Annotated in this window: 25 protein-coding genes; 6 read left to right on the top strand and 19 right to left on the bottom strand. The window is 68.0% G+C overall.

Going from position 1 to position 25582, the window contains the following annotated elements:
* Nucleotides 1-477 carry a YcxB family protein gene (locus ACI3KS_RS09255; RefSeq protein ID WP_404917482.1) on the top strand — a complete coding sequence of 159 codons (477 nt, stop codon included), beginning with the start codon at nucleotides 1-3 and terminating at the stop codon, nucleotides 475-477.
* Here ACI3KS_RS09255 and ACI3KS_RS09250 read toward each other — a convergent pair.
* Both ACI3KS_RS09250 and ACI3KS_RS09245 read right to left on the bottom strand, forming a co-directional pair.
* Nucleotides 470-1078, bottom strand: coding sequence for a hypothetical protein (locus ACI3KS_RS09250; RefSeq protein ID WP_404917480.1), 609 nt, complete (start codon nucleotides 1076-1078; stop codon nucleotides 470-472). The two genes, ACI3KS_RS09255 and ACI3KS_RS09250, sit on opposite strands and share 8 nt — an antisense overlap.
* Nucleotides 1075-1467 (bottom strand): twin-arginine translocase TatA/TatE family subunit, encoded by a 393-nt coding sequence (locus ACI3KS_RS09245; protein ID WP_404917478.1) that lies wholly within the window; start codon nucleotides 1465-1467, stop codon nucleotides 1075-1077. Before ACI3KS_RS09245 ends, ACI3KS_RS09250 begins: the two co-directional genes overlap by 4 nt.
* Before the next feature lie 89 nt (nucleotides 1468-1556).
* On the opposite strand from ACI3KS_RS09245, the gene ACI3KS_RS09240 reads away from it, so the two are divergent.
* The gene (locus ACI3KS_RS09240) at nucleotides 1557-2192 is read left to right on the top strand and encodes an O-methyltransferase (RefSeq protein WP_404917476.1); all 636 of its coding nucleotides are present in this window, start codon (nucleotides 1557-1559) and stop codon (nucleotides 2190-2192) included.
* A gap of 67 nt (nucleotides 2193-2259) precedes the next feature.
* On the opposite strand, the gene ACI3KS_RS09235 is transcribed toward ACI3KS_RS09240, so the two are convergent.
* The 3 genes from ACI3KS_RS09235 to dapE form a co-directional block, all read right to left on the bottom strand.
* On the bottom strand, nucleotides 2260-2433 hold the full coding sequence (locus tag ACI3KS_RS09235) for a DUF3117 domain-containing protein (protein ID WP_071328210.1): 174 nt from the start codon (nucleotides 2431-2433) through the stop codon (nucleotides 2260-2262).
* Nucleotides 2434-2528: 95 nt separating this feature from the next.
* Nucleotides 2529-3746, bottom strand: coding sequence for a hypothetical protein (locus ACI3KS_RS09230; RefSeq protein ID WP_404917473.1), 1218 nt, complete (start codon nucleotides 3744-3746; stop codon nucleotides 2529-2531).
* Entirely contained in the window at nucleotides 3728-4801 is a 1074-nt protein-coding gene (gene dapE / locus ACI3KS_RS09225; RefSeq protein WP_404917471.1) for a succinyl-diaminopimelate desuccinylase, read from the bottom strand. The genes ACI3KS_RS09230 and dapE overlap by 19 nt, the downstream gene beginning before the upstream one ends.
* Before the next feature lie 63 nt (nucleotides 4802-4864).
* Here dapE and dapD point away from each other — a divergent pair, with 63 nt between their 5' ends.
* The gene (dapD, locus tag ACI3KS_RS09220; RefSeq protein WP_404917469.1) at nucleotides 4865-5812 is read left to right on the top strand and encodes a 2,3,4,5-tetrahydropyridine-2,6-dicarboxylate N-succinyltransferase; all 948 of its coding nucleotides are present in this window, start codon (nucleotides 4865-4867) and stop codon (nucleotides 5810-5812) included.
* Nucleotides 5813-6057: 245 nt separating this feature from the next.
* The gene (locus ACI3KS_RS09215) at nucleotides 6058-7455 is read left to right on the top strand and encodes a DEAD/DEAH box helicase (protein ID WP_404917467.1); all 1398 of its coding nucleotides are present in this window, start codon (nucleotides 6058-6060) and stop codon (nucleotides 7453-7455) included.
* Between the two features lie 101 nt (nucleotides 7456-7556).
* On the opposite strand, the gene ACI3KS_RS09210 is transcribed toward ACI3KS_RS09215, so the two are convergent.
* The 6 genes from ACI3KS_RS09210 to ACI3KS_RS09185 form a co-directional block, all read right to left on the bottom strand.
* On the bottom strand, nucleotides 7557-8852 hold the full coding sequence (locus ACI3KS_RS09210; protein ID WP_404917465.1) for a citrate synthase: 1296 nt from the start codon (nucleotides 8850-8852) through the stop codon (nucleotides 7557-7559).
* 171 nt (nucleotides 8853-9023) lie between these two features.
* Nucleotides 9024-10136 carry a succinyldiaminopimelate transaminase gene (gene dapC / locus ACI3KS_RS09205; protein ID WP_404917463.1) on the bottom strand — a complete coding sequence of 371 codons (1113 nt, stop codon included), beginning with the start codon at nucleotides 10134-10136 and terminating at the stop codon, nucleotides 9024-9026.
* A gap of 3 nt (nucleotides 10137-10139) precedes the next feature.
* Complete coding sequence (gene fdxA, locus ACI3KS_RS09200) at nucleotides 10140-10460, bottom strand: ferredoxin (RefSeq protein WP_404917461.1); 321 nt, start codon at nucleotides 10458-10460, stop codon at nucleotides 10140-10142.
* Nucleotides 10461-10469: 9 nt separating this feature from the next.
* The gene (locus ACI3KS_RS09195) at nucleotides 10470-10874 is read right to left on the bottom strand and encodes a histidinol dehydrogenase (protein WP_404917459.1); all 405 of its coding nucleotides are present in this window, start codon (nucleotides 10872-10874) and stop codon (nucleotides 10470-10472) included.
* Between the two features lie 38 nt (nucleotides 10875-10912).
* Entirely contained in the window at nucleotides 10913-11227 is a 315-nt protein-coding gene (locus ACI3KS_RS09190) for an AzlD domain-containing protein (protein WP_404917457.1), read from the bottom strand.
* On the bottom strand, nucleotides 11224-11925 hold the full coding sequence (locus tag ACI3KS_RS09185) for an AzlC family ABC transporter permease (protein WP_404917455.1): 702 nt from the start codon (nucleotides 11923-11925) through the stop codon (nucleotides 11224-11226). Before ACI3KS_RS09185 ends, ACI3KS_RS09190 begins: the two co-directional genes overlap by 4 nt.
* Before the next feature lie 93 nt (nucleotides 11926-12018).
* On the opposite strand from ACI3KS_RS09185, the gene ACI3KS_RS09180 reads away from it, so the two are divergent.
* Nucleotides 12019-12567, top strand: coding sequence for a helix-turn-helix domain-containing protein (locus tag ACI3KS_RS09180; RefSeq protein ID WP_404917453.1), 549 nt, complete (start codon nucleotides 12019-12021; stop codon nucleotides 12565-12567).
* Nucleotides 12568-12686: 119 nt separating this feature from the next.
* Here the strand turns inward: ACI3KS_RS09180 and ACI3KS_RS09175 are convergent, their stop codons facing one another.
* Both ACI3KS_RS09175 and typA read right to left on the bottom strand, forming a co-directional pair.
* Complete coding sequence (locus ACI3KS_RS09175) at nucleotides 12687-13586, bottom strand: phospholipase (protein ID WP_404917451.1); 900 nt, start codon at nucleotides 13584-13586, stop codon at nucleotides 12687-12689.
* Between the two features lie 213 nt (nucleotides 13587-13799).
* A complete protein-coding gene (gene typA / locus ACI3KS_RS09170) occupies nucleotides 13800-15713 on the bottom strand; it encodes a translational GTPase TypA (protein ID WP_404917449.1) in 1914 nt (637 codons plus the stop codon).
* Nucleotides 15714-15837: 124 nt separating this feature from the next.
* Between typA and ACI3KS_RS09165 the strand changes: the two genes are divergently transcribed.
* Entirely contained in the window at nucleotides 15838-16623 is a 786-nt protein-coding gene (locus ACI3KS_RS09165; RefSeq protein ID WP_404917447.1) for a CPBP family intramembrane glutamic endopeptidase, read from the top strand.
* 66 nt (nucleotides 16624-16689) lie between these two features.
* Here the strand turns inward: ACI3KS_RS09165 and ACI3KS_RS09160 are convergent, their stop codons facing one another.
* The 6 genes from ACI3KS_RS09160 to gcvP all read right to left on the bottom strand — a co-directional run bounded on the left by ACI3KS_RS09160 (nucleotide 16690) and on the right by gcvP (nucleotide 25574).
* Entirely contained in the window at nucleotides 16690-17247 is a 558-nt protein-coding gene (locus ACI3KS_RS09160) for a PH domain-containing protein (protein WP_404917445.1), read from the bottom strand.
* Nucleotides 17244-18923 (bottom strand): dipeptide ABC transporter ATP-binding protein, encoded by a 1680-nt coding sequence (locus ACI3KS_RS09155; protein ID WP_404917443.1) that lies wholly within the window; start codon nucleotides 18921-18923, stop codon nucleotides 17244-17246. Before ACI3KS_RS09155 ends, ACI3KS_RS09160 begins: the two co-directional genes overlap by 4 nt.
* Nucleotides 18920-19861: an ABC transporter permease gene (locus ACI3KS_RS09150; protein ID WP_404917441.1), complete on the bottom strand. Its 942-nt coding sequence runs from the start codon at nucleotides 19859-19861 to the stop codon at nucleotides 18920-18922. Before ACI3KS_RS09150 ends, ACI3KS_RS09155 begins: the two co-directional genes overlap by 4 nt.
* Nucleotides 19854-20780 carry an ABC transporter permease gene (locus ACI3KS_RS09145; protein WP_404917439.1) on the bottom strand — a complete coding sequence of 309 codons (927 nt, stop codon included), beginning with the start codon at nucleotides 20778-20780 and terminating at the stop codon, nucleotides 19854-19856. The genes ACI3KS_RS09150 and ACI3KS_RS09145 overlap by 8 nt, the downstream gene beginning before the upstream one ends.
* A gap of 104 nt (nucleotides 20781-20884) precedes the next feature.
* Entirely contained in the window at nucleotides 20885-22522 is a 1638-nt protein-coding gene (locus tag ACI3KS_RS09140) for an ABC transporter substrate-binding protein (RefSeq protein ID WP_404917437.1), read from the bottom strand.
* 208 nt (nucleotides 22523-22730) lie between these two features.
* Nucleotides 22731-25574, bottom strand: a complete 2844-nt coding sequence (gene gcvP, locus ACI3KS_RS09135; RefSeq protein WP_404917503.1) for an aminomethyl-transferring glycine dehydrogenase — start codon at nucleotides 25572-25574, stop codon at nucleotides 22731-22733.
* Nucleotides 25575-25582: the final 8 nt, after the last annotated feature.

Genomic DNA, 25582 nt, shown 5'->3' with positions numbered 1-25582 from the left:
ATGAACGCCGCGTTGACGATCGACGAGGGCCTGCTGCGACGCATGGCGCGCGATGCCTCGATCTACTCGCTGACCCGTCCCTGGGCGCTCGTCATGTGGGTCGTGCTCGCAGCCGCATTCGCAGTGAGTCTTCTCGGCGCCGGAGCCCCCGGGGCCGACGCCCTCTCCGCATGGCTGCCCTACGCGGTGATCGCTCTCGGAGCATATGCGGTGTGGTTGACCGTCGCGAACGCTAGACGTGCCGTGCGCGCGGCCATGCCGCCGGGGTCGAGGGTCTGGGTGTCCGTCGGAGAGACCGCGCTGCGCATCGGTGCGGCGACGCGCACCTCGGAGATCCCCTACAGCACCTTCCAGAGCATGCGCGTCGGTCGCGACGCCGTGCTCTTCAAGGTGCGCGACGCATCGGTGGCGACCGCCGTCCCGCGCGCGCTGCTGAGCGATGACGACATCGTGTCGCTGCGCGCGTCGATCAGTTGAGTCGGCCGGACCTGCGACGGTCGCGGAGCCTGCGCAGCGCGATGACGGGCACGATCAGCACGGAGAACAGCGGCAGCACGACGGCGCAGAAGGCGAGGATCGCACCGATGGGGAAATCGCTCGACCCGCCGCGTCCCAGCCCGATCGCACCTGCGCCGAATGTGTCGCCGGCGACGAGGAACTCGCCGTCGTACGTGTCGAGCCCGTCGGCGCACCGCACCTCGTAGGTCCCCGATGACGTCGACGTGAACCGCAGGATCTGTTCGAAACCGGCGCGGGGCGTGATCCACCAGAGCGTGTCCTCCCAGTTCAGGGACGGCCCGGCGGTGAGGGGCAGCTCCGATCCGTCCGGGCCGACCACCAGGCACTCGGCGGTTCCCAGCCAGGCCGCACGGCCCGTCGCCCATATGCCGGCCGCCTGCCCGCCGTCGAGCTCGACCGTGACGCTCGTGCCGATCGGCTGCGGCTCGGCGCGCTCGACGGACGCCGCGATGGGCACGACCCAGAGCATCCAGACCAGTGCCGCGGCGATCGCGGACAACGCCGCAGCGCCCAGCGCGACCCGGTCCTTCTGCCGCTGCGCCGCCGCGCCCAGGGTCACGTCGCTTCGACGTCGAAAGGCGGCGGGCTGCTCCGCGAGAACTCCTCGCGGACGATCCTCGGCCGCGCCGGGGCCTGTTCAGCGGCGGATGCGGCCGTCCGCGCCGCTGCAGTCGCCGCCGCGGCCGGCGCAGCATCCTCGAACAGCGCATCCCGGATGATCCGACGCGGATCGTATTGACGAGGGTCGAGCTTTCGCCAGTCGACGTCGTCGATCTCGGGGCCCATCTCCTCCCGCACGCGCGACTTGGTGTCGCGGAGCATCTCCCCGGCCCGTCTCACGAGTTTGGCGAAGGACTCGGCGTACTTCGGCAGCTTGTCGGGGCCGACGATGAGAACCGCGATCAGACCGATCAGCAGAATCTTCTCGAATGAGATCCCGAGTTGCATCTGTCCAGGCTACCGCCGCGCCTGCCGTCCCGTCGCCCGCCGAGCGCATAACCTTGTGAAGACCCGAACGCAGGCAGGAGAACGAGGCCATGAGCGAGCACGACGCGAACGCGCGATTCATCCGTGAGTCGATCGTGGAACCCGCCGCCATCGCCCGCGCCCGCGCGCACGCTGTGGAGTTGGGTGCCGCCCCGGTCAGCCCCGCCGTCGGATCGCAGATCGCCGTGCTCGCCGCCGCCACATCCGCACGGTCCATCGTCGAGATCGGCACGGGTGCCGGGGTGTCAGGCCTGTGGCTGCTGCGTGGGGCGCCGCACGCCGTCCTCACCTCGATCGACAACGAACCGGAGCACCTCGCGGCCGCCCGTCAGGCATTCGCTGAGGCGCGCATTCCGGCCACCCGCGCCCGTTTCATCACCGGGCGTGCGGCTGACGTGCTCCCCCGCATGAACGAGGCCTCCTACGACATCGTGCTCATCGACGCCGATGCCGAGAACGTGATCGAGTACGTCGAGCACGGGCTTCGGCTCGTCCGCACCGGCGGCATGGTGCTCGTGCCGCGGGTTCTCGCGGGCGGACGCGTCGCCGATCCCGTGCAGCGCGACGAGATCACGTCAGCGTTCCGGTCGCTCGTGCAGGAGACCCAGGAGTCGTCGGCCGTTCTGGCCACGGTGTCGACCTCCGGAGAAGGCCTGCTGCAGCTCATCAGCGTCGACGCGGACTGAACGACTCGGATACACAGAGAGGGCGGCGGATCCTCGGATCCGCCGCCCTCTCTGCAGAGTCTGGATGTCAGGCCGGGGCCACGACCGCGCCGAGCACGTCGTGGAGCTCCTTCGCCTCTGCGTCGTTCACGGAGACGACCAGGCGACCGCCGCCCTCGAGCGGAACACGCACGATGATGAGTCGTCCTTCTTTCACGGCCTCCATGGGTCCGTCTCCGGTCCTCGGCTTCATCGCTGCCATCGTGGCTCCTTTTCCTCCGGTGGTGTGGCACCAGTTTATCGGTAGTCACCGAGAGCGGGTGGTCGCGCGTGAAGAAATGCACCGATCATTTACATTCACGGAACCTGCCAGAACGTGTTCCCGAGCGCGTAGACGGCGTGGATCCACGTCCATTGACCGAGCAGACAGGCGGCGAGCACGCCGATCCTCCACAGCCGGGAACGAGGGACGGCGACCGCTCCCCAGAGGGGCGAGATCGGCAGCAGCAATCTGAACGTGCTCGACTGCGGGAAGAACACAGCGAGCAGATAGAGCAGATAGCTCGCGCTCCACAGGCGCAGATCGGCGCCCAGAGCGCGCACCGAGCGCGAGCACAGCAGCGTCGCCACGACTCCGCCGACGATCAGGACGACAGCGACGGGTCCCCACGCCTGCGGCATCCCCCATTGCGCGAACCAGAACTGCGACGCTTGAATCCACCCCTCGAACGGGACGAAGCCCTCGACGCCTCCCGCCAGCCAGTTGCGCCTCCAGGAGAGCTCGGTCGCCAGGTACGCACCGGGATCGCCCGTCGCGACGGCCGCTATCACCTGCCACGCGAATCCGCAGACGGTGGCCAGGGCTCCCGCGGCGACGATGTGCAGGACGTGGCTGGAGGGTAACGGGTCGTCCCGTCGGCGCCACCACCGCAGGATGCCGTGCAGTCCCAGATAGAGCGCGAAGGCGAGGACCCCCGGCCGGGTGAACGCCATCACCGGCACCAACAGGTACAGCCAGGCGTAGCGTCGACGCGCGACCGCATCGAGCGCGAGGAACAGGAGCAGCAGGAAGAGGGACTCGGCATAGCCGACCTGGAACATCGCTGCCAGGGGCCCGGCACTGAAGAAGACCACGGCCCAGGTCGCGGCTCCTCGTCCGATCCGTTCCCGCAGCAGACGATGCAGCGCGAGACACGAGAAGTAACCGGCGACGATCGAGATCAGGAAGGCGCCGGGCCCCCAGGCTCCGAAAGGCATGCCGACGATCTTCGCGACATATGCGAAAACCGGCATGAACGCCCAGGCGTTCTCGGCGACCTCTCCGGAATCGGTCAGGGGCAGCTCGGTCGGGTAGCCGTACTCGGCGACGGTCCAGTACCACTGCGCGTCCCAGCCCAGCACGAACGACGCGAGACCGGGTTCGGCGCCGAATCGCGACAGCGACGTCGATGCGGATGCCGCGGCGATGAGGAACAGCGTGGTGATCGTACGCGCGACGATGTAGATGATCGCGATGCGCGCCGCGTGCGGAAGCCCCGCCCAGCGTCGTGCAGCGCTCAGCGCGAGGTGAGCCACGCGCGCAGCCCGTCCTCGACGGCGACGATCTGCGCGACCGCGACGCGCTCCTCGTCGTGGTGCGCGAGATGGGGGTCGCCTGGCCCGTAGTTCACGGCGGGGATGCCGAGCGCCGAGAACCGGGCCACATCCGTCCATCCGTACTTGGGGCGGGGCTGGGCGCGCACGGCGTCGACGAACTGCCGCGCGATCGGCGCATCGAGCCCCGGCCGTGCACCCTCCGCGGCATCCGTCACCTCCAGCTCGAAGCCCGCGAGCACACCGCGCAGATGCGCTTCGGCATCGGCCGCCGTCTTGCTCGGCGCGAAGCGGTAGTTGATCTCCACCTCGCACTCATCGGGGATGACGTTGCCGGCCACACCCCCGGAGATCCGGACCGCGCTGAGACTCTCGCGGTAGAGAAGCCCGTCGACCTCGACCTCGCGAGCCCGATACTCGGCGAGACGGGCGAGGATCGGAGCCGCGCGATGGATGGCGTTCTCCCCCACCCATGCACGGGCGGCGTGCGCCCGGACCCCGTGGGTGCGCACCACGGCGCGCATCGTGCCGTTGCATCCGCCCTCGACCTCGCCGTTGGAGGGTTCGCCGAGGATGGCGAAATCCGCGGCGAAGAGGTCAGGACGATCCGCGGCGAGCAGTGCCAGGCCGTTCTTCGAGGCTTCGACCTCCTCGTTGTCGTACCACATCCATGTGACGTCGACGACGGGATCGGTGAGCTCGGCGGCGAGCTTGAGCTGCACGGCCGTGCCGCCCTTCATGTCGACCGTTCCGCGCCCCCAGAGATACGGCTCTCCATCGACGATCACGTCGCGGATCGGCAGGTTCGCATTGATCGGCACGGTGTCGATGTGCCCTGCGATCGCGACGCGCTGCGCGCGGCCGAGATCGGTGCGGGCGACGATGGTGTTGCCGTGACGGAGCACTTCGAGGTGCGGGCAGGCGGAGACCGCCTGTTCGATCGCATCCGCCAGTGTCTTCTCATCGCCCGACACGCTCGGGATGTCGCAGATCGCGCGGGTGAGGTCGACGGAGGACACGGTCAGATCGAGCACCATGTGCTCAGCCTACTCAGCCGACACATGCCGATCCGGCACAGCCGAGAACGCTAGCGTGGAGGCATGACTGATGCGCGCACCGTATGGGGTACTGGTCTCACGACGATCGCCGGCAACGGCACCGTCCTCGATGCATGGTTCCCGGAGGTGGGCGTCGGCCAGCCGACGGCTGCGCAGGCGTCCTCCGCCGCACTGGCGGATCTGATCGGCCCCGACGAGCGTCGGGACGTCACCGTCGAGAGCATCCACCTCATGATCGATCTCGACGCGGCACCGGCGTCGACGGCCGACGCCTACCTGCGCCTGCATGCCCTGTCGCACCTGGTGGTGCGCCCCAACAACCTCAACCTCGACGGCATCTTCGGGCATCTTCCCAACGTCGCGTGGACGAACGCCGGTCCCGTGCACCCCGATGACGCGAACCGGCTGCGACCGCAGCTCCAGCGCGCCGGCATCCAGGTGGCGGGCCTCGACAAGTTCCCGCGGCTGACCGACTACGTCCAGCCCGCCGGCGTCCGCATCGCGGATGCCTCTCGTGTGCGGCTCGGCGCGCACCTCTCCCCCGGAACCACGGTCATGCACGAGGGCTTCGTGAACTTCAACGCCGGCACGCTCGGCGCCTCGATGGTCGAGGGGCGCATCTCGCAGGGCGTCGTTGTCGGCGACGGCAGCGACATCGGCGGTGGAGCATCCATCATGGGCACGCTCTCGGGTGGTGGCGCGCATCGCGTCTCGATCGGCGCTCGCACCCTGCTCGGCGCCAACGCCGGCATCGGCATCTCGCTCGGCGACGACTGCGTCGTCGAGGCGGGGCTCTACGTCACCGCCGGCACCAAGATCGTCCTCGCCGATTCGCCGCTCACCGCGGACGGCACGCGCAAGGTCGTCAAGGGCGCAGACCTCTCGGGGCAGAACGGACTGCTGTTCCGCCGGAACTCGCTCAGCGGCGCGGTCGAAGCAGTACAGCGCAAGGGCGTCGGGGTGACGCTCAACGAGGCGCTGCACGCCTGAAACCTGAGTCGTTCCCCGGCCGACGCCCCGAGTCCCTGATAGACTCGGGGCGTTGCTCTTGCACAGCCAGAGCAACGTCGTCGTCGTAACGGGGTCTCCGAAGACCGAAGCGAGCATCACTCTGCTCCCACAACCAGCGAACGCCTGGCCATTTCGAACGGCGAACCGATGCGCCCTTCCCGCGCCGTCGCCCACCCCACCACGAAACCCGCGCGCCGCTCGACGTGCGCGCTCACGGAGCCTCCATGCCTTCCTTCCTCGATCTCGGCGTTCCCGCCGAACTCGCCGCCGTCCTGTCCGCCTCGGGCAAGACCGAAGCATTCGCGATCCAGCGCGACACGCTTCCCGACTCGCTCGCCGGACGCGACCTGCTCGGTCGCGGTCGCACCGGCAGCGGCAAGACCATCGCCTTCGCGCTTCCCCTCGTCGCCCGCCTCGCCGCGTCCGGCCACAGGCGTCGTGCCGGTCTCCCGCGCGGACTCGTGCTCGCTCCTACCCGCGAGCTCGCCACGCAGATCGCCGCGACGGTCGCCCCGCTGGCCGAGGCTGCCGGCCTCAAGGTGACCACCGTCTTCGGTGGGGTCAGCCAGCGCCCGCAGGAGCAGGCGCTTCGCGGTGGCGTCGACATCGTCGTCGCGTGCCCCGGCCGCCTCGAAGACCTCATGAAGCAGCAGATCGTGAAGCTCAGCGCCATCGAGGTCAGCGTGCTCGACGAGGCCGACCACATGGCGGACCTCGGTTTCCTCCCCGGCGTCACCCGCATCCTGCAGGCGACCCCCGCCGGCGGGCAGCGCCTGCTCTTCAGCGCGACCCTCGACCGCGGCATCGACTCGCTCGCCCGCAAGTTCCTCTCGAACCCGGTGAGCCACGAGGTCGACGAGGCCAGCGTGCCGGTCGGCGAGATGACCCACCGCGTGCTCGTGGTCGACTCGACCGAGAACAAGACGACCCTCGTGCGCGATCTCGCCTCGGGCACGGGTCGTCGCATCCTGTTCACGCGTACCAAGCACCAGGCGAAGAAGCTCGCCAAGCAGCTCACTGCTGCCGGCATCCCCGCGGTCGACCTGCACGGCAACCTCTCGCAGAACGCGCGGGAGCGGAACCTCGGCGCATTCTCGTCCGCGCCGGAGGACGGCGGCGTGCGTGTGCTCGTCGCGACGGATGTCGCCGCTCGCGGCGTGCACGTCGACAACGTCGACCTCGTCGTCCACGTCGACCCGCCCATGGAGCACAAGGCGTATCTGCACCGCTCAGGACGCACGGCCCGTGCCGGCGCCGCCGGAACCGTCGTGACCGTCGTGCTGCCCGAGCAGCGCCGCGACGTGAAGGACCTGCTTCGCAAGGCGGCGATCACCGCTCCGCTCGAGGCGCTCACCGCCGATGCGGTCACCGAGCTCGTCCCTGAGCGTGCCCCGCACGTCCGTCCCGCTCCCGTCCAGGCGCCGCAGCGTCAGGCACCCAAGCAGCGCCCCGCCGGTGGCGAGAAGGCCGGAGCGACCACGCCCCCGGCACGTCGTCGCCGCCGCCGCTCCGGCGGTGGCCAGGGTGCTGCGGCCGGCCAGTCTCAGGGCGGAGCCCGCCAGGGTCAGCCCGGTGCACGCGGCGGTCGCCCCCAGGGTGGCCGCGGCGGCCAGGGGCGCTGACCCGGCGTCAGCTCTTCCGCACGCCACATGACGTGTGGGCGGCGACAGACGAAGAGAGCGGATGCCGGTCGGCATCCGCTCTCTTCGTCTTCGAGGGTCTCTCAGCCGCGCTGGAAGGTGCGCTCCGGCGAGCCCACGTACAGCTGCTGCGGGCGGCCGATCTTGGTCTGCGGGTCGAGCTGCAGCTCGCGCCACTGGGCGAGCCACCCCGGCAGGCGTCCGATCGCGAACAGCACGGTGAACATACGCGTCGGGAAGCCCATCGCCTTGTAGATGACGCCGGTGTAGAAGTCGACGTTCGGGTACAGGCGACGCTCGCGGAAGTAGTCGTCCTCGAGCGCGATCTCCTCGAGTTCCTTGGCGAGGTCGAGCAACGGATCCGAGACACCGAGCGAGGTCAGCACGTCGTCGGCTGCGGCCTTGACGAGCTTGGCGCGCGGGTCGTAGTTCTTGTAGACCCGATGCCCGAAGCCCATCAGCTTCACGCCCTCTTCTTTGTTCTTCACGCGCTCGACGAAGCGGGAGACGCTCTGACCGGACTCGCGGATCTGACCGAGCATCGTGAGCACGGCCTCGTTCGCTCCACCGTGCAGCGGGCCGGAGAGCGCCTGGATGCCGGCCGAGACCGAGGCGAACTGGTTCGCACCGGTCGAACCGACCAGACGCACCGTCGAGGTGGAGGCGTTCTGCTCGTGGTCCTCGTGCAGGATCAGCAACAGTTCGAGCGCCTTCGACATGACCGGGTTGACCTCGTACTCCTCGGAGTGGACTCCGAAGTTGAGCTTGAGGAAGTTCTCGACGAACCCGAGCGAGTTGTCCGGATACAGGAATGCCTGGCCGACGCTCTTCTTGTGCGCATAGGCCGCGATGACCGGCAGCTTCGCGAGCATGCGGATCATGTTGAGCTCGACGTGCTCGGGGTTGTGCGGGTCGGTCTGACCTTCGTAGTAGGTCGAGAGGGCCGCCACGGCCGACGACAGCACCGACATCGGGTGCGCGGTGTGCGGCAGTGCGGAGAAGAAGCGCTTGAGGTCCTCGTGCAGCAGCGTGTGGCGACGGATCTTCTCGTCGAACTCGCTCAGCTCCGATGCGGAGGGGAGCTCGCCGTAGATGAGCAGCCAGGCCACCTCGAGGTAGCTGGTGTGGCCCGCGAGCTGCTCGATCGGGTAGCCGCGGTAGCGGAGGATGCCCTGATCGCCGTCGATGTAGGTGATCGAGGACTTCGTCGACGCCGTGTTCACGAAGCCGTAGTCGAGTCCCGTGTAGCCCGTCTGGCGGGTCAGGGTGGAGAGGTCGATACTGTCGTGCCCGGCCGTGCCGCGCACGATGGGGAATTCTGCGGTGGTCTCACCGATCGTCAGCTTCGCCGTTGCGGGCTGCTCTGCACCTGCGCTCACGCGGGCCTCCTCAAGAGTGTTGATCAAGCCGGAAGTGGCGATGTCCTGGCGCAATGCTCCTGGTCGGATCACGCGCCTGGTCGGATCACGACCGAATCGCTTTTACAGCCTAGTAGGAGCGCAGGCCAACTGTGACATCCGCCAAAAGGATGCGACACAGGGTGACCGAACCTACAAAGCGGATGCCGAGAGACGCCGCGCCGCGTCCGCGATGCGCTCGGTGGGCGCGGTCAGCGACAGGCGTACGTGCTCGGTCGAGCTGTCGCCGTAGAACGGCCCCGGCCCCGCGAGGATGCCGAGATCGGCGAGGCGCGCCATGCTCTCCCAGGCATCCCGCCCCTCGGTGATCCAGAGATAGAGACCTGCTTCGGAGCCGTCGATCCGGAACCCCGCCGCTTCGACAGCCGGTCGCAGCAGGTCGCGGCGCTCCCGGTACAGCTCCTTCTGGGCACGGACGTGCTCGTCGTCGCGCAGGGCGATCGTCATCGCCTGCTGCACGGGAGCCGGAGGCATCAGCCCCAGGTGCTTGCGGGCGGTGAGGAGCTCTCCGACGATGCGCGCGCATCCTGCGACGAAGGCGGCCCGGTACCCGGCGAGATTCGACTGCTTGCTGAGCGAGTAGACGCTGAGGAGGTTCGCCCGGCTGCCGCCGGTCACTCGCGGATCGAGGATCGACGGAATGGGCTCGGTCGCCCACTCCCCGTCCCAGCCGAGCTCCGCGTAGCACTCGTCGCTGGCCAGCACCGCACCGAGTTCGCGGGCGCGTTCGACCGCGGCGCGCAACTCATCGACGGTCCAGGTGCGCCCGTCGGGGTTCCCTGGCGAGTTGATCCAGACGAGCTTGGTCCCCTCGGGCCAGTCGGCGGGGTCGTCAGCGGGCAGCGGAGTCGCACCCGCGACCCGGGCGCCGACGTCGTATGTCGGGTACGCGACGCGCGGATGCACCACGATGTCTCCGGCACCGAGGCCGAGCAGCGTCGGCAGGAGCGCGACGAACTCCTTCGACCCGATCGTCGGGATCACGTTGTCGACCGTGAGATCCGGCACGCCGCGACGCCGCGCATACCAGTCGACGATCGCCTCGCGCAGCGCCGGCGTGCCGACGGTCTGCGGGTAGGCATGCGCATCCGTGGCCTCGGCGAGGGCGCGGCGGATAATCTCGGGCGTCGGGTCGACCGGAGAGCCTATCGACAGGTCGACGAGACCGTCAGGATGCTGCGCTGCTCGCTCCCTGAGCGGAACGACCGCGTCCCACGGGTAGTCCGCAAGGTCTCGGACACTCACCGGTCATTCCCCCTGAGGAGGGAGCGCGGCGATGATCGGGTGGTCGTGGGCGATGACACCGACCTTCGCGGCTCCTCCGGGGGAGCCGATCTCGTCGAAGAACTCGACGTTGGCCTTGTAGTAGTCCTGCCATTCATCCGGCAGGTCGTCCTCGTAGTAGATCGCCTCGACAGGACACACCGGCTCGCACGCACCGCAGTCGACGCACTCGTCCGGATGGATGTACAGCGAACGCTCACCCTCATAGATGCAGTCAACGGGGCACTCGTCGATGCAGGCACGATCCTTGACATCCACACACGGAAGAGCGATCACATACGTCACGGTGCAAGTCTACGCGGGCAGGTCCTGATCGGATGCCGACGGGGCGGTCGGAGCACTCGCGGGAAGCCGCCGCAGTCGTGGCCAGGCGACGGCGAGGAGCACCAGGGCGCCGACGATGATGATCCAGATCTGCCCTGCCGGTGTGTTCTCGACGACGACGGATCCCCCCGGACCGACGCCCGAGATCAGCAGCAGCATCCCCACCATGCCCGCGCCTGCGGCGACGGTCGCGGCGCGGTCGTGCGTCAGCGAACGGATCGCCACGAGGATCGCACCGCACGCGATCGTTCCGACGATGAGTCCGATGGGGATCGGTCCCCAGGTGAGGCTGTGCGCGATCGTTCCCGCAATGCCGAACACACCGCCGACAACGGCCGCCGCGATCCAGGACAGCGCTCTCGAGACCCACTTCACCCCACGATCCTACGCGGGCGGTCGATGAGGCTGCTGGGTCAGGCCGCGAGGCCGGTGAGCCGGAGGAGCGCTGCCACCAGCGCGGCGGCGAACACGACGACGAGGAAGGACTGGCGCAGCCACAGCAGTCCCGCAGCGACCAGGAGCGCCGGCACCCTCGCATCCACGAGGATCGCCTGGCCGGAACCCAGCGTCTGCACTGCGACGAGGGCGGCGAGGAGCGCCACGGTCAGCAGATCGGAGATACGCGCCGGGCGTGGCGCCTCGAGCACCTTCGGCGATACGAGATAGCCCGCGGCCTTCATCCCGAGGCAGATCACCGCGGCGAGCAGGATCGCACCCCACAGCGTCATGCCCTCACCTCGGATTCCGCCGCCGACCGTCCCGAGAACCAGTTGAACCATCCGACGAGGACAGCCACCCCCGCAGCGACCAATACCGGCAGCCCCGGCATGAGGACGGGAGTGAGGGATGCCGCGACGACCGCAGCCGCAGCGCCGACGACGATCGCCTGGCGCCGCTTCAGCCGCGGCCAGAGCAGCGCGAGGAACGCCGCGGCTGCCGCGGCATCCAGTCCCCAGACCTTCGGATCGCCGAGCACGTCGCCCACCAGGGCACCGATCAGAGTGGTCGCGTTCCAGCCGACGAAGATGCCCACCCCGGTGATCCAGAACCCGAGCCTGCGCAGCCTCGGATCGCCCTGGGCGATCGCCACCGCGGTCGACTCGTCGATCGTGAAGTGCGCGGCCGCCGCTCGCCGCAGGGTTCCCCCGCCGATGATCGGCGACATGCGCATGCCGTATGCGATGTTGCGCACTCCGAGGAGCACGGCAGACGCGATCGCCGAGGGCAGTGCCGCGACACCTCCGGCCGCGAACACGCCGACGAAGGCGAACTGGGATCCCCCGGTGAACATGAGCAGGCTGAGCACGCAGGCCTGCCAGACATCGAGGCCGGCCGCGACGGCGAGCGCACCGAAGGAGATGCCGTAGGCACTGGTCGCGAGCACGACGCCGAGGGCTTCCCGCCAGACCTCGCGTCCGGCGGTCACCGTTCCACCGTTCGATTCACTGAACGCATGATCATCATTCTGAACGCGACGGATCGGATAGTCAAGCGAACGAACGTTTGGCATGATAAACGAATGGATGATCTCCGCAGCCGCATCGCTCGCACGCTCCGACGTGAGCGCGAGTCCGCCTCGCTGTCGGTGTCGGAACTCGCGCGTCGCGCCGGCGTCTCCAAGGCGACGGTGTCGCAGTTGGAGAGCGGCTCGGCCAACCCGAGCGTCGAGACCCTCTGGGCTCTCGGGGTGGCACTGGGGGTCCCCTTCGCCGTACTGGTGGATCAGCAGGCCAACTCTCCGACGCTCATCCGCGCCGACGATCTCGCGGGCGTGCCATCGGCAGCATCCGCCTACAGCGCCACCCTGCTGTCGGCCAGTCCTCCGGGGGCACGCCGCGACGTCTACCTGATCCAGGCCGAGCCGGGAGATCCGCGCCTGTCCGATCCGCATCACCCCGGTACGGTCGAACATGTCGTGCTCATCTCGGGCCGGGGACGCATCGGCCCGCTGGACGGCCCCGAGACGCTCGCACCCGGCGACTACCTCACCTATCCGGGGGACGTCCCGCACATCTTCGAGGCGATCGAGCCCGGCACCCGAGCGGTGCTGATCTCCGAGCTGCGCTGAGTCAGTCAGCGGCCGCCCGAGGCGAAGGAAGAGTCCGGTCGACGCCACGACAGCGAGCAGGTAGCGCGACGATGGCCCTCTGCATAGAGCAGAGGGCCATCGTGCCGTGGGGATGACGTTCAGTACCAGTTCATGGCCTGCGAATGCGACCACGCACTGCAGGGCGTTCCGTAGACCGATGAGATGTAGCCGAGGCCCCAGGCGATCTGCGTGGTGGCGTTGGTCTCCCAGTCACTGCCGGCGGAGGCCATCTTGCTGCCGGGAAGCGCCTGCGGGATGCCTGTGGCACCGGACGGGTTGTAGGCCTGGTAGTTCCAGCCGGATTCCTTGTTCCACAGCGAGTTCAGGCACGAGAACTGGTCCGATCCCCAGCCGTACTCGCTTGCGGCCATCTGCTGGGCGGTCGCGCGGGCACCGTCCGGCGTGTTGGCCGCCGCGAGCGCCGCCGCCTGCGCAGCGGCTTCGGCCGCGGCCTGCTCTGCTGCCGCCTGAGCGGCGTCGTCTGCGGCCTTCTTCTCCTGCGCCGCCGTGAACGCGGTCTGCAGAGCAGCCGTCTCCGTGACCACGTCCTGCGTGTTCTCGCGCAGCGAGGCGGTGCGGATCACCAGGGCGATGCTGGACAGCTCGGAGCGCGTGCGCAGCGCCTCGACCTCGTCCTGCAATTCCGTGGTGTCGATCGCGACGGCGACATCACCGACGTCGAGACCGGAGTCGAGCACCGTCGAACTGAGATCACCGGCAGCGGTGATGGCCGTCTCAGCCTCGGAGAGCGGGATGACGGCCGGGTCGGCGAATCGTTCCTCCCCCGCATCGCCGGAGACGAGCTGCGCGACCGCGGTGATCGGATCGGCCGTCTCATCGCCGATGGCAGGGGTGCTGATGACGCCGACCGTGAGGGTGATGCCGAGCAGGGCCGCGGCGCTCGCTCCGAAGATGATCTTCGGACGTCGGGCGGTGACGGCGGCGCGGGCGGATGCCGCTTCGGAGGCGCGCCGAAGCGCGCGGGTGTGATGGATCATGTGAGGAGAATTCGACTTTCGGGTCGTCGTACGCCTTTCAGGGGACTCATCGGGAGCAGACCCCGGGCGCAAGTGAACGATCCTGCATCGATACCCTGTATGGAAAATCCTGATCACCTGGATGTTCCATGAGAAAAGGGCCCCGCAACCGCCGAATCGGCGATGCGGGACCCTTCACATGGAGGCCACGCTGGGCGACCTCTCAGCCAGCACTCAGGCGTTGGCGTCCTGACGCTTCAGGCGCGATGCCTCGCGGCCACGGACCGTCTGGTCGAGGATGACCTTGCGGATGCGCACGGACTCGGGCGTGACCTCGACGCATTCGTCGTCGCGGGCGAACTCGAGGCTCTCCTCGAGCGTCAGCAGGCGCGGAGGCGTCATCGACTCGAAGTTGTCGGCCGTGGCCGAACGCATGTTGGTGAGCTTCTTCTCCTTGGTGATGTTCACGTCCATGTCGTCGGCGCGCGAGTTCTCACCGATGACCATGCCCTCGTAGACCTCTTGCGTGGGCTGGACGAAGAACGACATGCGCTCCTGCAGGGCGATCATCGCGAACGGGGTAACGACGCCCTGACGGTCGGCGACGATCGATCCGTTCTGACGGGTCGTGATCTGGCCCGCCCACGGCTCGTAGCCGTGGGAGATCGCATTGGCGATGCCGGTTCCGCGCGTCGTGGTGAGGAACTCGCTGCGGAAGCCGATGAGGCCGCGCGACGGGACGATGAACTCCATGCGCACCCAGCCGGTGCCGTGGTTCGTCATGTTCTCCATGCGGCCCTTGCGGTTCGCGAGAAGCTGCGTGATCGCGCCGAGGTGCTCCTCCGGCGTGTCGATCGTTAGGTGCTCGAAGGGCTCGTAGGTCTTGCCGTCGATCTTCTTCGTGACCACCTGCGGCTTGCCCACGGTCAGCTCGAAGCCCTCACGGCGCATGTTCTCGACGAGGATGGCGAGCGCGAGTTCACCTCGCCCCTGGACCTCCCAGGCGTCGGGACGGCCGATGTCGACGACCTTGAGCGAGACGTTACCGATTAGCTCGCGGTCGAGGCGGTCCTTCACCATGCGAGCGGTGAGCTTGTGGCCCTTGACCTTGCCCATGAGCGGCGAGGTGTTCGTGCCGATCGTCATCGAGATGGCGGGGTCGTCGACCGTGATCGCCGGCAGCGGGCGGACGTCCTCGGGGTCGGCGATCGTCTCACCGATGGTGATGTTCTCGAATCCGGCGATAGCGACGATGTCACCGGGGCCGGCCTCTTCGGCGGGGTAGCGCTCGAGGGCGCGGGTCTTGAGGAGCTCGGTGATGCGCGCGTTGCTCGTGGTGCCGTCGGAGCGCACCCAGGCCACGGTCTGGCCCTTCTTGAGCGTGCCGTTGAAGACGCGGAGCAGCGCGAGGCGGCCGAGGAACGGGCTGGAGTCGAGGTTCGTGACCCAGGCCTGCAGCGGAGCCTCGTCGTCGTATGCCGGAGCGGGGACGTGCTCGAGGATCGCCTCGAACAGCGGCTCGAGATCGTCGTTGTCGGGCAGGGCTCCGTCGGCGGGGCGGTTGCGGGACGCGGCACCGGCCCGCCCCGAGGCGTAGACGACCGGCACGTCGAGCAGAGCGTCGACGTCAAGGTCGGGCACGTCGTCGACGAGGTCGGAGGCGAGACCGAGCAGCAGGTCGTGCGCCTCTTCCTCGACCTCGGCGATCCGCGCGTCGGGACGGTCGGTCTTGTTCACGAGGAGGATGACCGGCAGCTTGGCCTCGAGCGCCTTGCGCAGCACGAAGCGGGTCTGCGGCAGCGGGCCCTCCGAGGCGTCGACGAGCAGCACGACGCCGTCGACCATAGAGAGACCGCGCTCGACCTCACCGCCGAAGTCGGCGTGGCCGGGGGTGTCGATCACGTTGATGGTGATCTCCTTGCCATCGGCGTGCGCACCCTTGTAGGTGATCGCCGTGTTCTTGGCGAGGATCGTGATGCCCTTCTCACGCTCGAGATCGTTGGAGTCCATGGCGCGCTCCTCGACGTGAGCATGCTCGCCGAACGAGCCGGTCTGGCGGAGCATCGCGTCGACGAGAGTGGTCTTGCCGTGGTCGACGTGAGCGACGATTGCGACGTTGCGGAGGTCTGAACGGAGGGCGTGCGCCATGCAGGAGGTCCTAAACAGGTGGTGGGAAAGGTGCGCGGTCCCCTGAGCCTGTCTAAAGGGCCGACGTTCCAGGATACCGTACGCACGCAGCGTGTTCTTGACCAGTGGCCGTACGATCGGTGGCGTGACCGGCCTCGCTCCCTCCCCTGCCCCGTCGCGATCGCGTATCCGCTGGGAGATCGCCATCGTCCTGGCGCTCGGCCTCGGGCAGTCGGCGGTCTACGCGATCGTCCAGTTCGCGTACCGATTGACCGACAGCACGCCGCTGGCCGATCAGACCACGACGCTCAATCCCTCGCGCAGCGACCGCGAGATCTTCGACCTGATCTACCAGGTGCTGTCGATCGGCTTCTCGCTCGTGCCGGTCCTGCTGGTCTGCTTCCTGCTGTGGCAGACCTCGCGTCCGCATCTGGGGCGTCTGGGACTCGACGGCACCCGCTTCGGCCGGGACACGGCGAAGGGAGTGCTCCTCGTCCTCGCGATCGGCATCCCCGGACTCGGCCTGTATCTGGTCGGGCGCGCGCTCGGGCTGTTCGTCGCGGTGAACCCGGCGGGTCTCGACGCCTACTGGTGGACCGTGCCCGTGCTGCTGCTCAGTGCCGCACGCGCCGCGCTGCAGGAGGAGTTCGTCGTGCTCGGCTATCTCTTCGCCCGGTTGCGCGAACTGGGCTGGAGCCCGTGGGTGATCATCGTCACGACCTCAGCGCTGCGCGCCAGCTATCACCTCTACCAGGGGCCAGGGGCCTTCATCGGCAACTTCGCGATGGGGCTGCTGTTCGGCTGGCTGTTCCAGCGCTCAGGACGACTGCTGCCGTTCCTCGTCGCGCACTTCGCGATCGATGCGACCGTGTTCGTCGGCTATCCCTGGGCCGCAGCGACCTGGCCCGAGCTGTTCGGACTGCCCGTCTGAGCCACTCCGCCGGGCGGAGTCAGGACGCGGGCGGGACTCGGGACGGGCTCGGGATGCCGCGCGGACTCAGGATGCCGTGATGACGACGGATGCCGCAGCCCACAGCACGATGACGACGAGGGCGATCAGCGCCGGGATGTCCCAGGTGCGGGCGATCGCAGCATCCGCTGATGCGGGCGCCGCCTCCCAGCGGTCGCGGATGTCGGTGAGCGTCCGCACCGCCGTCGGGGCACTCGCCGCTCCGTCGCTCGTCCGACGCGGCGGACGAGCCTTCGCCGGCCCTCCGTACGAGGTGAGCTCCGTGCCGTCATCGAGGCTGAAGACCAACTGCCACCGCAGGTCGATGTCGCGCACCCGACGCCATCCGAACGACGTGCGACGCAGCATGTTCTGAACCAGGGCGCCGTCGGCGTCGATGCGCACCATCGAGACGAAGGCGACCTCGTAGACGACCCAGAGCCCGAGGAGCAGCCAGGGGGCGAGCAGGAGCATCTGCCCCCAGCCCGTCCGCACGACGACATCGCCGAGGAGGAAGACCACGAGCAGCGCGCTCAGCGCGAAGGACAGCGTCCCCGAGGTCGCACGGTGAACCCGTGCGGCCTCGGGTCGGGACTCGACCGTCACGCGCCGTGACCGCCGAGGGTGATCGATGCGCCAGGGATCGCCTGCAGCAGTCGCTCGGTGTACTCCTGCTGCGGATTGGCGAAGATCTCGTCGACGGTTCCCTGCTCGACGATGCGGCCCTTCTCCATCACGCACACCAGGTCGCTCGACACGCGGACGACCGCGAGGTCGTGCGTGATGAACAGGTAGGTGAGGTCGAGCTCCGATTGCAGCTCGGCGAGCAGCTGCAGGACCTGGTCCTGCACCAGTACGTCGAGAGCCGAGACGGCCTCATCGAGCACGATGATGTCAGGCTTGAGCGCAAGAGCACGCGCGATCGCGACGCGCTGACGCTGACCCCCCGAGAGCTCGTTCGGATACCGCGTCGCCAGCACGCGCGGCAGCGCGACCTGGTCGAGCAGCTCCTCCACGCGCTCGCGCTGGGAGGCGCGGTCGCCGACGCCGTGGATCTGCAGCGGCTCGGCGATGGTGTTGCCGATGTTGCGCAGCGGATCGAGCGAGCCGTACGGGTCCTGGAAGACCGGCTGCATGCGACGACGCAGTCCGAACGACTGGGCCGTCGACAGCCGCGACACGTCCTTGCCGTCGATCTCGATCGTGCCACTGGTGGGCTCTTCGAGCTTGAGCACCATCTTCGCCACGGTCGACTTGCCAGAGCCGGACTCACCGACCAGTGCGAGCGTCTTGCCCTTCGGGATCTCGAACGAGACGCTGTCGACCGCCCGGAAGTCCTCGCTGCGGAAACCACCCTGTCGGATCTTGTAGTCCTTGGTGAGCTCCGAGACGCGGACCGTCGGCGGGATGTCGGCGAGATCCTCGAGGGTCTCGATCCCCCGGTCCTCGACGACGGCCTGGATCCGCTGCGAGGCGACGCTGGGCGCCGCAGCCACCAGTCGCTGCGTATAGGGGTGCTGCGGATTCTCGAGGATCACGCGGCTGGGCCCCGCTTCGACGATGTTGCCGCCGTTCATGACGATGATCTTGTCCGCGCGCTCGGCGGCGAGGCCGAGGTCGTGGGTGATCAGGAGCACCGAGGTGCCCTTGTCCCGGGTGAGCGAGGCCATGTGATCGAGGATCACGCGCTGCACCGTCACGTCGAGAGCCGAGGTCGGCTCGTCGGCGATCAGGAGCTTCGGGTCGGCGGCGAGGCCGATCCCGATCAACGCGCGCTGGCGCATGCCTCCGGAGAACTGGTGCGGGAACTGGTGCAGACGGCGCTCGGCGTCGGCGAGACCCGCCTGCTTCAGCACCTCGATGGCGCGCTCCTTGACGGCCTGGCGACCCTGGGCGATTCCGTTCGCACGGATCGCCTCCTTGACCTGGAAGCCGATGCTCCAGACGGGGTTCAGGTTCGACATCGGGTCCTGCGGCACGAAGCCGATGTCACGGCCGCGCACCCCCTCCATCGCGGTGCGGCTGAGCGTGGTCAGCTCGCGACCCTCGAGGGTGATCGAGCCGCCGGTGACGGTTCCGGTGCCCGGCAGCAGGTTGACGATCGCCGTCGCGGTGGTCGACTTACCCGAGCCCGACTCGCCGACGATCGCAACGGTCTCGCCCGGGAGGATGTCGAAGCTGACGCCGTGCAGAACCTCCCTGAGGCCCTCCTGCGTGCGGAACGCGACCTTCAGATCGCGGATGCTGAGCAGCGGCTGCTGCTCTGTGACGCGGTCGCTCATCGGCGGGCCCTCGCCTTCGGGTCGAGGGCGTCTCGGATGAGCTCACCCAGGGTCACGAAAGCCAGGACCGCGAGGGTCAGGGCGATCGACGGATAGATGAGAGCCATCGGGGCGACTCGCAGCGAGCTCTGCGCCTTACTGATGTCATTACCCCACGACATCACGTCGCTGCCGAGACCGACTCCGAGGAACGACAGCGTCGCTTCGGCGACGATCGCCGCAGCGAGGCCGAGGGTCGACACCACCAGCAGCGGCGCGATCGCGTTCGGGATGACGTGGTTCAGCAGGGTGCTGAACTTCGACTGCCCGAGCGCACGCGATGCCATGACGAAGTCAGCCTGCCGCACGCGGAGCACCTCGGCGCGGACGACCCGGGCCGTGGAGGCCCAGGCGAACGCGCCGATCGCGAACGCGAGCGTCCACACCGTGCGTCCGTCGCGGAAGACCGTCATCACGACGACCGCCGCGAGGATGTACGGGATCGCGAAGAAGATGTCACCGACGCGCGAGAGCAGGCCGTCGAGCCAGCCGCCGTAGAAGCCGGCCAGCGCACCCATGATCAGTCCCAGCAGCGAGGAGATCGCCGTGGCGATGAGCCCCACCGAGAGCGAGGTCTGCGCTCCCCAGATGATCCGCGCATAGATGTCGCACCCCTGGAAGGTGAAGCCGAGGATGTGTCCGGCCGCCGGTCCGCCGTTGCTGTCGGCCAGCACACACGCACGGGGGTCGACCTGAGTGAAGAGCGTCGGCCAGACCGCCATCACGAGGAAGAACACCGCGAGCACGACGGAGAACCAGAACAGGGGGCGTCCGCGCAGATCTCTCCACGCATCACGCCATAGGTTGCTGGGCTTCTCCGCGATACGAACGGCGTCGACAGCGATGGCCGTCGTGTCGACCGGGGCGACGAAGTGATTCGGATTCGTGGGCTCAGGCATAGCGGATCCTCGGGTCGAGCAGACCGTAGAGCAGGTCGATGAGCAGGTTCACCAGCACGTACAGGATGACGAACACCGTCACGAAGGAGACGACCGTGGGTCCCTCTCCGCGGCTGATCGCCTGGAACAGCGTGTTTCCGACACCGGGGACGTTGAAGATGCCCTCGGTGACGGTCGCGCCGACGAGCAGCACACCGAAGTTCGTGGCGGAGTTCGTGATCACGGGGATCAGCGAGTTGCGCAGCACGTGCACGGGGATGACGCGACGACGCGAGAGCCCCTTGCTGTAGGCCGTGCGCACCCAGTCCTGATTCAACGTGTCGATGACCGAGCTGCGCATCAGACGCATGCTGACCGCGTACAAGCTGAAGCCGAGAACGATCGCGGGCAGCCAGAGACCGCCCCAGTCGTTGTCGGCTCCCACCGTCGGCTTGAACCAGCCGAGCTGGATGGCCAGGAAGTACTGGGCGAGGAACGAGATCACGAAGATCGGGATCGCGATCGCGACGAGGGCGATCATGAGCGCGACGTTGTCGAAGATCTTGCCCTTGCGCAGGGCCGAGATCGTGCCGATGATGATCGCCAGCGTGAACTCGATCGCGATCGCCATGACGGCGAGTCGGCCCGTCACGGGCAGCGTCGCCGCAAGGACTGCCGACACCGGCCGACCGGAGAACGTGTCGCCGAGGTCTCCCTGGAAGACGCCGGTGATGTAGTACCAGTACTGCACCAGGAACGGCTGGTCGAGATGATACTGCGCGCGCAGCTGTTCGACGACCGCCGGGTTCGGGGTCTTGTCGCCGAACAGCGCGAGGATCGGGTCGCCGGGCATGGCGAACACGAGGAAGTAGATGAGCAGGGTGGCTCCGAAGAAGACCGGGATCACCTGCAGAAGACGTCTCAGAATGTAACCGAGCATCCGCTGTCCCTTCGTTGAGGGGAAGTAAGAAGATAATGCGGACAGCCCATGAGGCGGTGACGACGAATCGTCACCGCCTCATGGGTGAAGTACCGCGCTAGATCTTACTCGCCGGCCTTGGTGATCTCGTAGTACAGCGGAACCGAGTTCCAGCCGAACGTGACGTTGTCGACGTTCTCGCTGAAGCCACCGGTCACGTTCGAGTACCACAGCGGGATCGCGGGGAGGTCCTGGAAGAGGATCTCCTGCGCCTTCGTGAAGTCCTCGAGCTGCGCCTCGGCGTCGGGGTTGCTGATGCCGGCCTCGATGGCGGCGTCGAACTCGGGGTTCGAGTAGTCGCCGTCGTTGGAGCCTGCGCCGGTCGCGTAGAGCGGGCCGAGGAAGTTGTACAGACCCGGGTAGTCGGCCTGCCAACCCGAACGGGCTGCCGTGGTGATCGTGCGGTCGTTGACCTTGGTGCGCAGATCCTGGAAAGTCGGGTACGGGTCGCCGGATGCCTCGATGCCGAGCGTGTTCTTGATGCTGTTGCTCACCGCGTCGACCCATGCGTCGTGCCCGCCGTCGGCGTTGTAGGCGATCTTGAAGTCACCCTCCCACGGCGAGATGGCGTCGGCCTCGGCCCACAGCTCCTTCGCCTTCTCGGGGTCGTACGCGAGAACCTCGCTGCCGGGGACCGAGTCCGACCAGCCGTCGATGACCGGCGACGTGAAGTCCGACGCAGGCGTGCGGCTGTCGGAGAAGATCGTCTTGGTGATCTCCTCGCGGTTGATCGCCATCGAGATCGCCTGGCGACGCAGCTTGCCCTCTTCACCCGAGAAGTGCGGGAGGAACTGGCCGATCGTGAACGACTGGAACACGGCCGACGGCTGGTTCACGGCGCGGTCGCCGAGCTCGTCAGCGAAGATCGCGAGCGAGTTCGACGGGATCTGGTCGATGACGTCGACCTCGTTCGACAGCAGGTCGGCGTACGAGGCCTCCTGGGTCGCGTAGAACTTGATCGTCAGACCACCGTTCTGCGCCTTGCGCCCACCCTCGTAGTCGTCGTTGCGGACCAGGTCGATCTGCACGTCGTGCTGCCAGGCGTCCTCGCCGTCGATCATGTACGGGCCGTTGCCGATCGGGTTCTGACCGAAGGCTTCCATGTCCTCGAAGGCCACGTCGGGCAGCGGATAGAAGGCCGAGTAGCCCAGGCGCAGTGCGAAGTCGGAGGCCGGCTTGTTCAGCGCGATCGTGAAGGTGTAGTCGTCGACCTGCTTCAGACCCGTAAGCTCGGTGTCCTCGTCGTAGCTGAAGCCCTCGATGTCCTCGAAGAAGTAGCTGGACAGGTGGCCGTTGGAGAGCTTCGCACCCTCGTTCCACGCCTTGATGAAGTTGTCGGCCGTGACCTCTTCGCCGTCGGTGAAGGTCAGGCCTTCCTTGATCTTGACGGTCAGGTTCTGCGGGTCCTCGGTCGTGATCGACTCAGCGACGTCGTTGACCGGAGCGCCGTCGGCGTCGTAGTAGATGAGCCCAGCGAAGATCTCGTCGAGGATCTTTCCGCCGCCGACCTCGTTGGTGTTGGTCGGGATCAGCGGGTTCTCGGGCTCGGAGCCGTTCGTGGTGATGATGGCATCGGCGTCGACTGCGCCGCCGTTGCCCGAGTCACCCGAGTCGTTGCCTCCGCCGCTCGCGCAGCCCGCGAGCGCCAGGGCGCCGATCGCGAACAGCGCGGTGCCCGCAAGGGCGATCTTGTTGCGCTTCACTTTGTTCCTCCCAGGGAGTTCTAGCAATCTGCACACGCGTCGTCGAGCGTGCAGGGATAGTCGAGACTAACCCGGGGTTCGGCACCCGCCTGAACAAAGTGAATGAACTGTTACTGAGTTGCGATCTAACTGACCCCCGGCGGAAACATGACGGCGCCGTCCCCCCAGGAGGAGGAACGGCGCCGTGCAGCTCACAGATCGAGTGACGTCAGGCGAAGGCCTCCACCGGAGGGCACGCGCACACGAGGTTGCGGTCGCCGTAGGCCTGGTCGATGCGTCGCACCGGAGGCCAGTACTTACCTGCGATGAGGGCGTGCACCGGGTAGGCGGCCTCCTCGCGGGTGTACGCGTGCGTCCACTCCCCCGCGATCAGCGAGACCGCGGTGTGCGGTGCGCCGACCAGCGGGTTGTCATCGGCAGGCCAACGACCTGCCGCCACGGCATCCGCTTCTGCCTTGATCATGATCATGGCCTCGATGAAGCGCTCGATCTCGCCGAGGTCCTCCGACTCCGTCGGCTCGACCATGAGCGTTCCCGCGACCGGGAACGACATCGTCGGCGCGTGGAAGCCGTAGTCGATGAGCCGCTTGGCGACGTCATCGACCGTGATGCCGGTGGCCTCCTTGAGCGGTCGCAGGTCGAGGATGCACTCATGCGCGACCCGGCCGTTCTCGCCCGTGTAGAGCACCGGGTAGTGCTCGCCGAGACGCGTGGCGATGTAGTTCGCCGAGAGCACGGCGGCGGCCGTGGCGTCGCGCAGGCCGTCGGCGCCCATCATGCGCACATAGGCCCAGGAGATCGGCAGGATGCCGGCCGAGCCATAAGGCGCCGCGGAGATCGGACCGCCCTCGAACACGTATCCCCCGGCGTGCTCGGCGCGCTGCGCGAGAGGGTGCGAGGGCAGGAACGGCGCGAGGTGGGCCTTGGCCGCGACGGGACCGACACCGGGTCCGCCGCCGCCGTGCGGGATCGCGAAGGTCTTGTGCAGGTTGAGGTGAGAGACGTCGCCGCCCAGGTCGCCGAAGCGCGCGTAGCCGAGCAGCGCGTTGAGGTTCGCTCCGTCGACGTAGACCTGACCGCCCGCATCGTGCACGGTAGAGGTGATCTCGACGACGTCCTGCTCGTACACGCCGTGCGTCGACGGGTACGTGATCATGAGCGCCGAGAGCTCCGCCGCGTGGGCGTCGATCTTCGCGCGAAGATCGCCGAGGTCGACATTGCCGAGTTCGTCACAGGCGACCACGACGACCCTCATCCCGGCGAGCACGGCCGAGGCCGCATTCGTGCCGTGTGCGGACGAGGGGATCAGGCAGACGGTGCGCTGGTCGTCGCCGTTCGCAAGGTGGTAGCCCCTGATCGCGAGGAGACCGGCGAGCTCGCCCTGCGAACCCGCGTTCGGCTGCAGCGAGACCGCGTCGTACCCGGTGACCTCGGCCAACCAGCCCTCGAGCTGGGTGATCAGGTCGAGATAGCCCCCGACGTCGGATGCAGGCGCGAACGGATGGATGCCGGCGAACTCGGGCCACGTGATCGCAGCCATCTCGGTCGCGGCATTCAGCTTCATCGTGCACGACCCCAGTGGGATCATGCCGCGGTCGAGCGCGTAGTCGCGGTCGGCGAGGCTCTTCAGGTACCGCATCATGGCGGTCTCACTGCGATGCACGTGGAAGACCGGGTGGGTGAGGTACTCGTCCGTGCGCCGCAGAGCGCCCCAGGCCCGCATCGAGTCCTTCAGGCCCGTCGAGTACCAGGTCCTGCCGAATGCGACCCCTCCGCCGGCGGGAGCTGCCCCGAAGACATGAGCGACCGCGACGAGATCGGAGTAAGTCGTCGTCTCGTCGATCGACACGCCGACCACGTCCTCGGACGTCGCGCGCAGCAGCAGACCCGACGCGTGCGCCGCGGCGACGACGGAATCCGCACGTCCCGGGACGCGCACCTCGATCGTGTCGAAGAACGCGCCGTCCGCGACGTCGACATCGGCCTCGCGCAGCCACGCCGCCAACGTCGCCGCCTTGCCGGCGGTCTCCTCGGCGATCGCCTTTAGCCCGTCGGGCCCGTGGTACACCGCGTACATCGCGGCCATGACCGCGAGCAGCACCTGAGCGGTGCAGATGTTCGAGGTGGCCTTCTCCCGGCGGATGTGCTGCTCGCGGGTCTGCAGCGACAGGCGGTAGGCCGGCTTGCCATCGGCATCCACCGACACTCCGACGAGGCGGCCGGGCAGCTGACGCTCGAGCCCCGCGCGCACGGCCATGTAGCCGGCGTGCGGTCCTCCGAAGCCCATCGGCACGCCGAAGCGCTGGGTCGTGCCCACCGCCACATCGGCGCCGAGCGACCCCGGCGAGGAGATCAGCGTGAGCGCGAGCAGATCTGCCGCGACGACCGCGAGACCGCCGGCGAGATGCGCGGCGTCGATCGCGCCCGTCGGGTCCCACACCCGGCCGGACGCTCCCGGGTACTGGATGAACACGCCGAAGAGCTCGGCGGGAAGCTCAGCGCCGCCCGCGAGATCGACGGTCACGAGCTCGATGCCCACGGCATCCGCCCGGCTCTTCAGCAGCGCCTGCGTCTGCGGAAACGCATCGGCGTCGACGGCGAAGATGTTCGACCCCGACTTCGAGGCGCGGCGCGCGAGCAGCATCCCCTCGACGACGGCCGTCGACTCGTCGAGCATCGAGGCGTTCGCGGTCGACAGCCCCGTGAGATCGGCGACCATCGTCTGGAAGTTGATCAGCGCCTCGAGCCGACCCTGGGAGATCTCTGGCTGGTAGGGCGTGTACGCGGTGTACCACGAGGGGTTCTCGAGCACGTTCCGCTGGATCACGCTGGGCGTGATCGTGCCGTAGTAGCCCAGGCCGATCATCGGACGGTTGACCGTGTTGCGTGAGGCGAGCGCACGCAGCTCCGCAAGCGCTTCGGTCTCGCTCGCGGCGCGCGGGATCACGCTGTCGGTGCGCGCCTCCGTGAAGATGGCCGCAGGCACGGCCTGCCGCATGAGGGCATCGACGGGGGTGCGGGTATCGGATGCGATGCCGAGAGCCTCGAGCATCTGCCGCT

It is taken from the genome of Microbacterium sp. ZW T5_45, assembly GCF_044987415.1.
In the GTDB taxonomy this organism is placed as follows: Bacteria; Actinomycetota; Actinomycetes; order Actinomycetales; family Microbacteriaceae; genus Microbacterium.
The sequence above is the reverse complement of the archived record's forward strand: the minus strand, read 5'-3'. Positions and strand labels throughout refer to the sequence as shown.

Bases quoted from the DNA above. Each gene is read 5' to 3' on its own strand.
- ACI3KS_RS09255 (WP_404917482.1), top strand. From the start codon at position 1: ATGAACGCCGCGTTGACGATCGACGAGGGCCTGCTGCGACGCATGGCG.
- ACI3KS_RS09245 (WP_404917478.1), bottom strand. From the start codon at position 1,467: ATGCAACTCGGGATCTCATTCGAGAAGATTCTGCTGATCGGTCTGATC.
- ACI3KS_RS09240 (WP_404917476.1), top strand. From the start codon at position 1,557: ATGAGCGAGCACGACGCGAACGCGCGATTCATCCGTGAGTCGATCGTG.
- ACI3KS_RS09235 (WP_071328210.1), bottom strand. From the start codon at position 2,433: ATGGCAGCGATGAAGCCGAGGACCGGAGACGGACCCATGGAGGCCGTG.
- dapE (WP_404917471.1), bottom strand. From the start codon at position 4,801: ATGGTGCTCGATCTGACCGTGTCCTCCGTCGACCTCACCCGCGCGATC.
- dapD (WP_404917469.1), top strand. From the start codon at position 4,865: ATGACTGATGCGCGCACCGTATGGGGTACTGGTCTCACGACGATCGCC.
- ACI3KS_RS09215 (WP_404917467.1), top strand. From the start codon at position 6,058: ATGCCTTCCTTCCTCGATCTCGGCGTTCCCGCCGAACTCGCCGCCGTC.
- ACI3KS_RS09190 (WP_404917457.1), bottom strand. From the start codon at position 11,227: ATGACGCTGTGGGGTGCGATCCTGCTCGCCGCGGTGATCTGCCTCGGG.
- ACI3KS_RS09180 (WP_404917453.1), top strand. From the start codon at position 12,019: ATGGATGATCTCCGCAGCCGCATCGCTCGCACGCTCCGACGTGAGCGC.
- ACI3KS_RS09175 (WP_404917451.1), bottom strand. From the start codon at position 13,586: ATGATCCATCACACCCGCGCGCTTCGGCGCGCCTCCGAAGCGGCATCC.
- typA (WP_404917449.1), bottom strand. From the start codon at position 15,713: ATGGCGCACGCCCTCCGTTCAGACCTCCGCAACGTCGCAATCGTCGCT.
- ACI3KS_RS09155 (WP_404917443.1), bottom strand. From the start codon at position 18,923: ATGAGCGACCGCGTCACAGAGCAGCAGCCGCTGCTCAGCATCCGCGAT.
- ACI3KS_RS09150 (WP_404917441.1), bottom strand. From the start codon at position 19,861: ATGCCTGAGCCCACGAATCCGAATCACTTCGTCGCCCCGGTCGACACG.
- ACI3KS_RS09145 (WP_404917439.1), bottom strand. From the start codon at position 20,780: ATGCTCGGTTACATTCTGAGACGTCTTCTGCAGGTGATCCCGGTCTTC.
- gcvP (WP_404917503.1), bottom strand. From the start codon at position 25,574: ATGCTCGAGGCTCTCGGCATCGCATCCGATACCCGCACCCCCGTCGAT.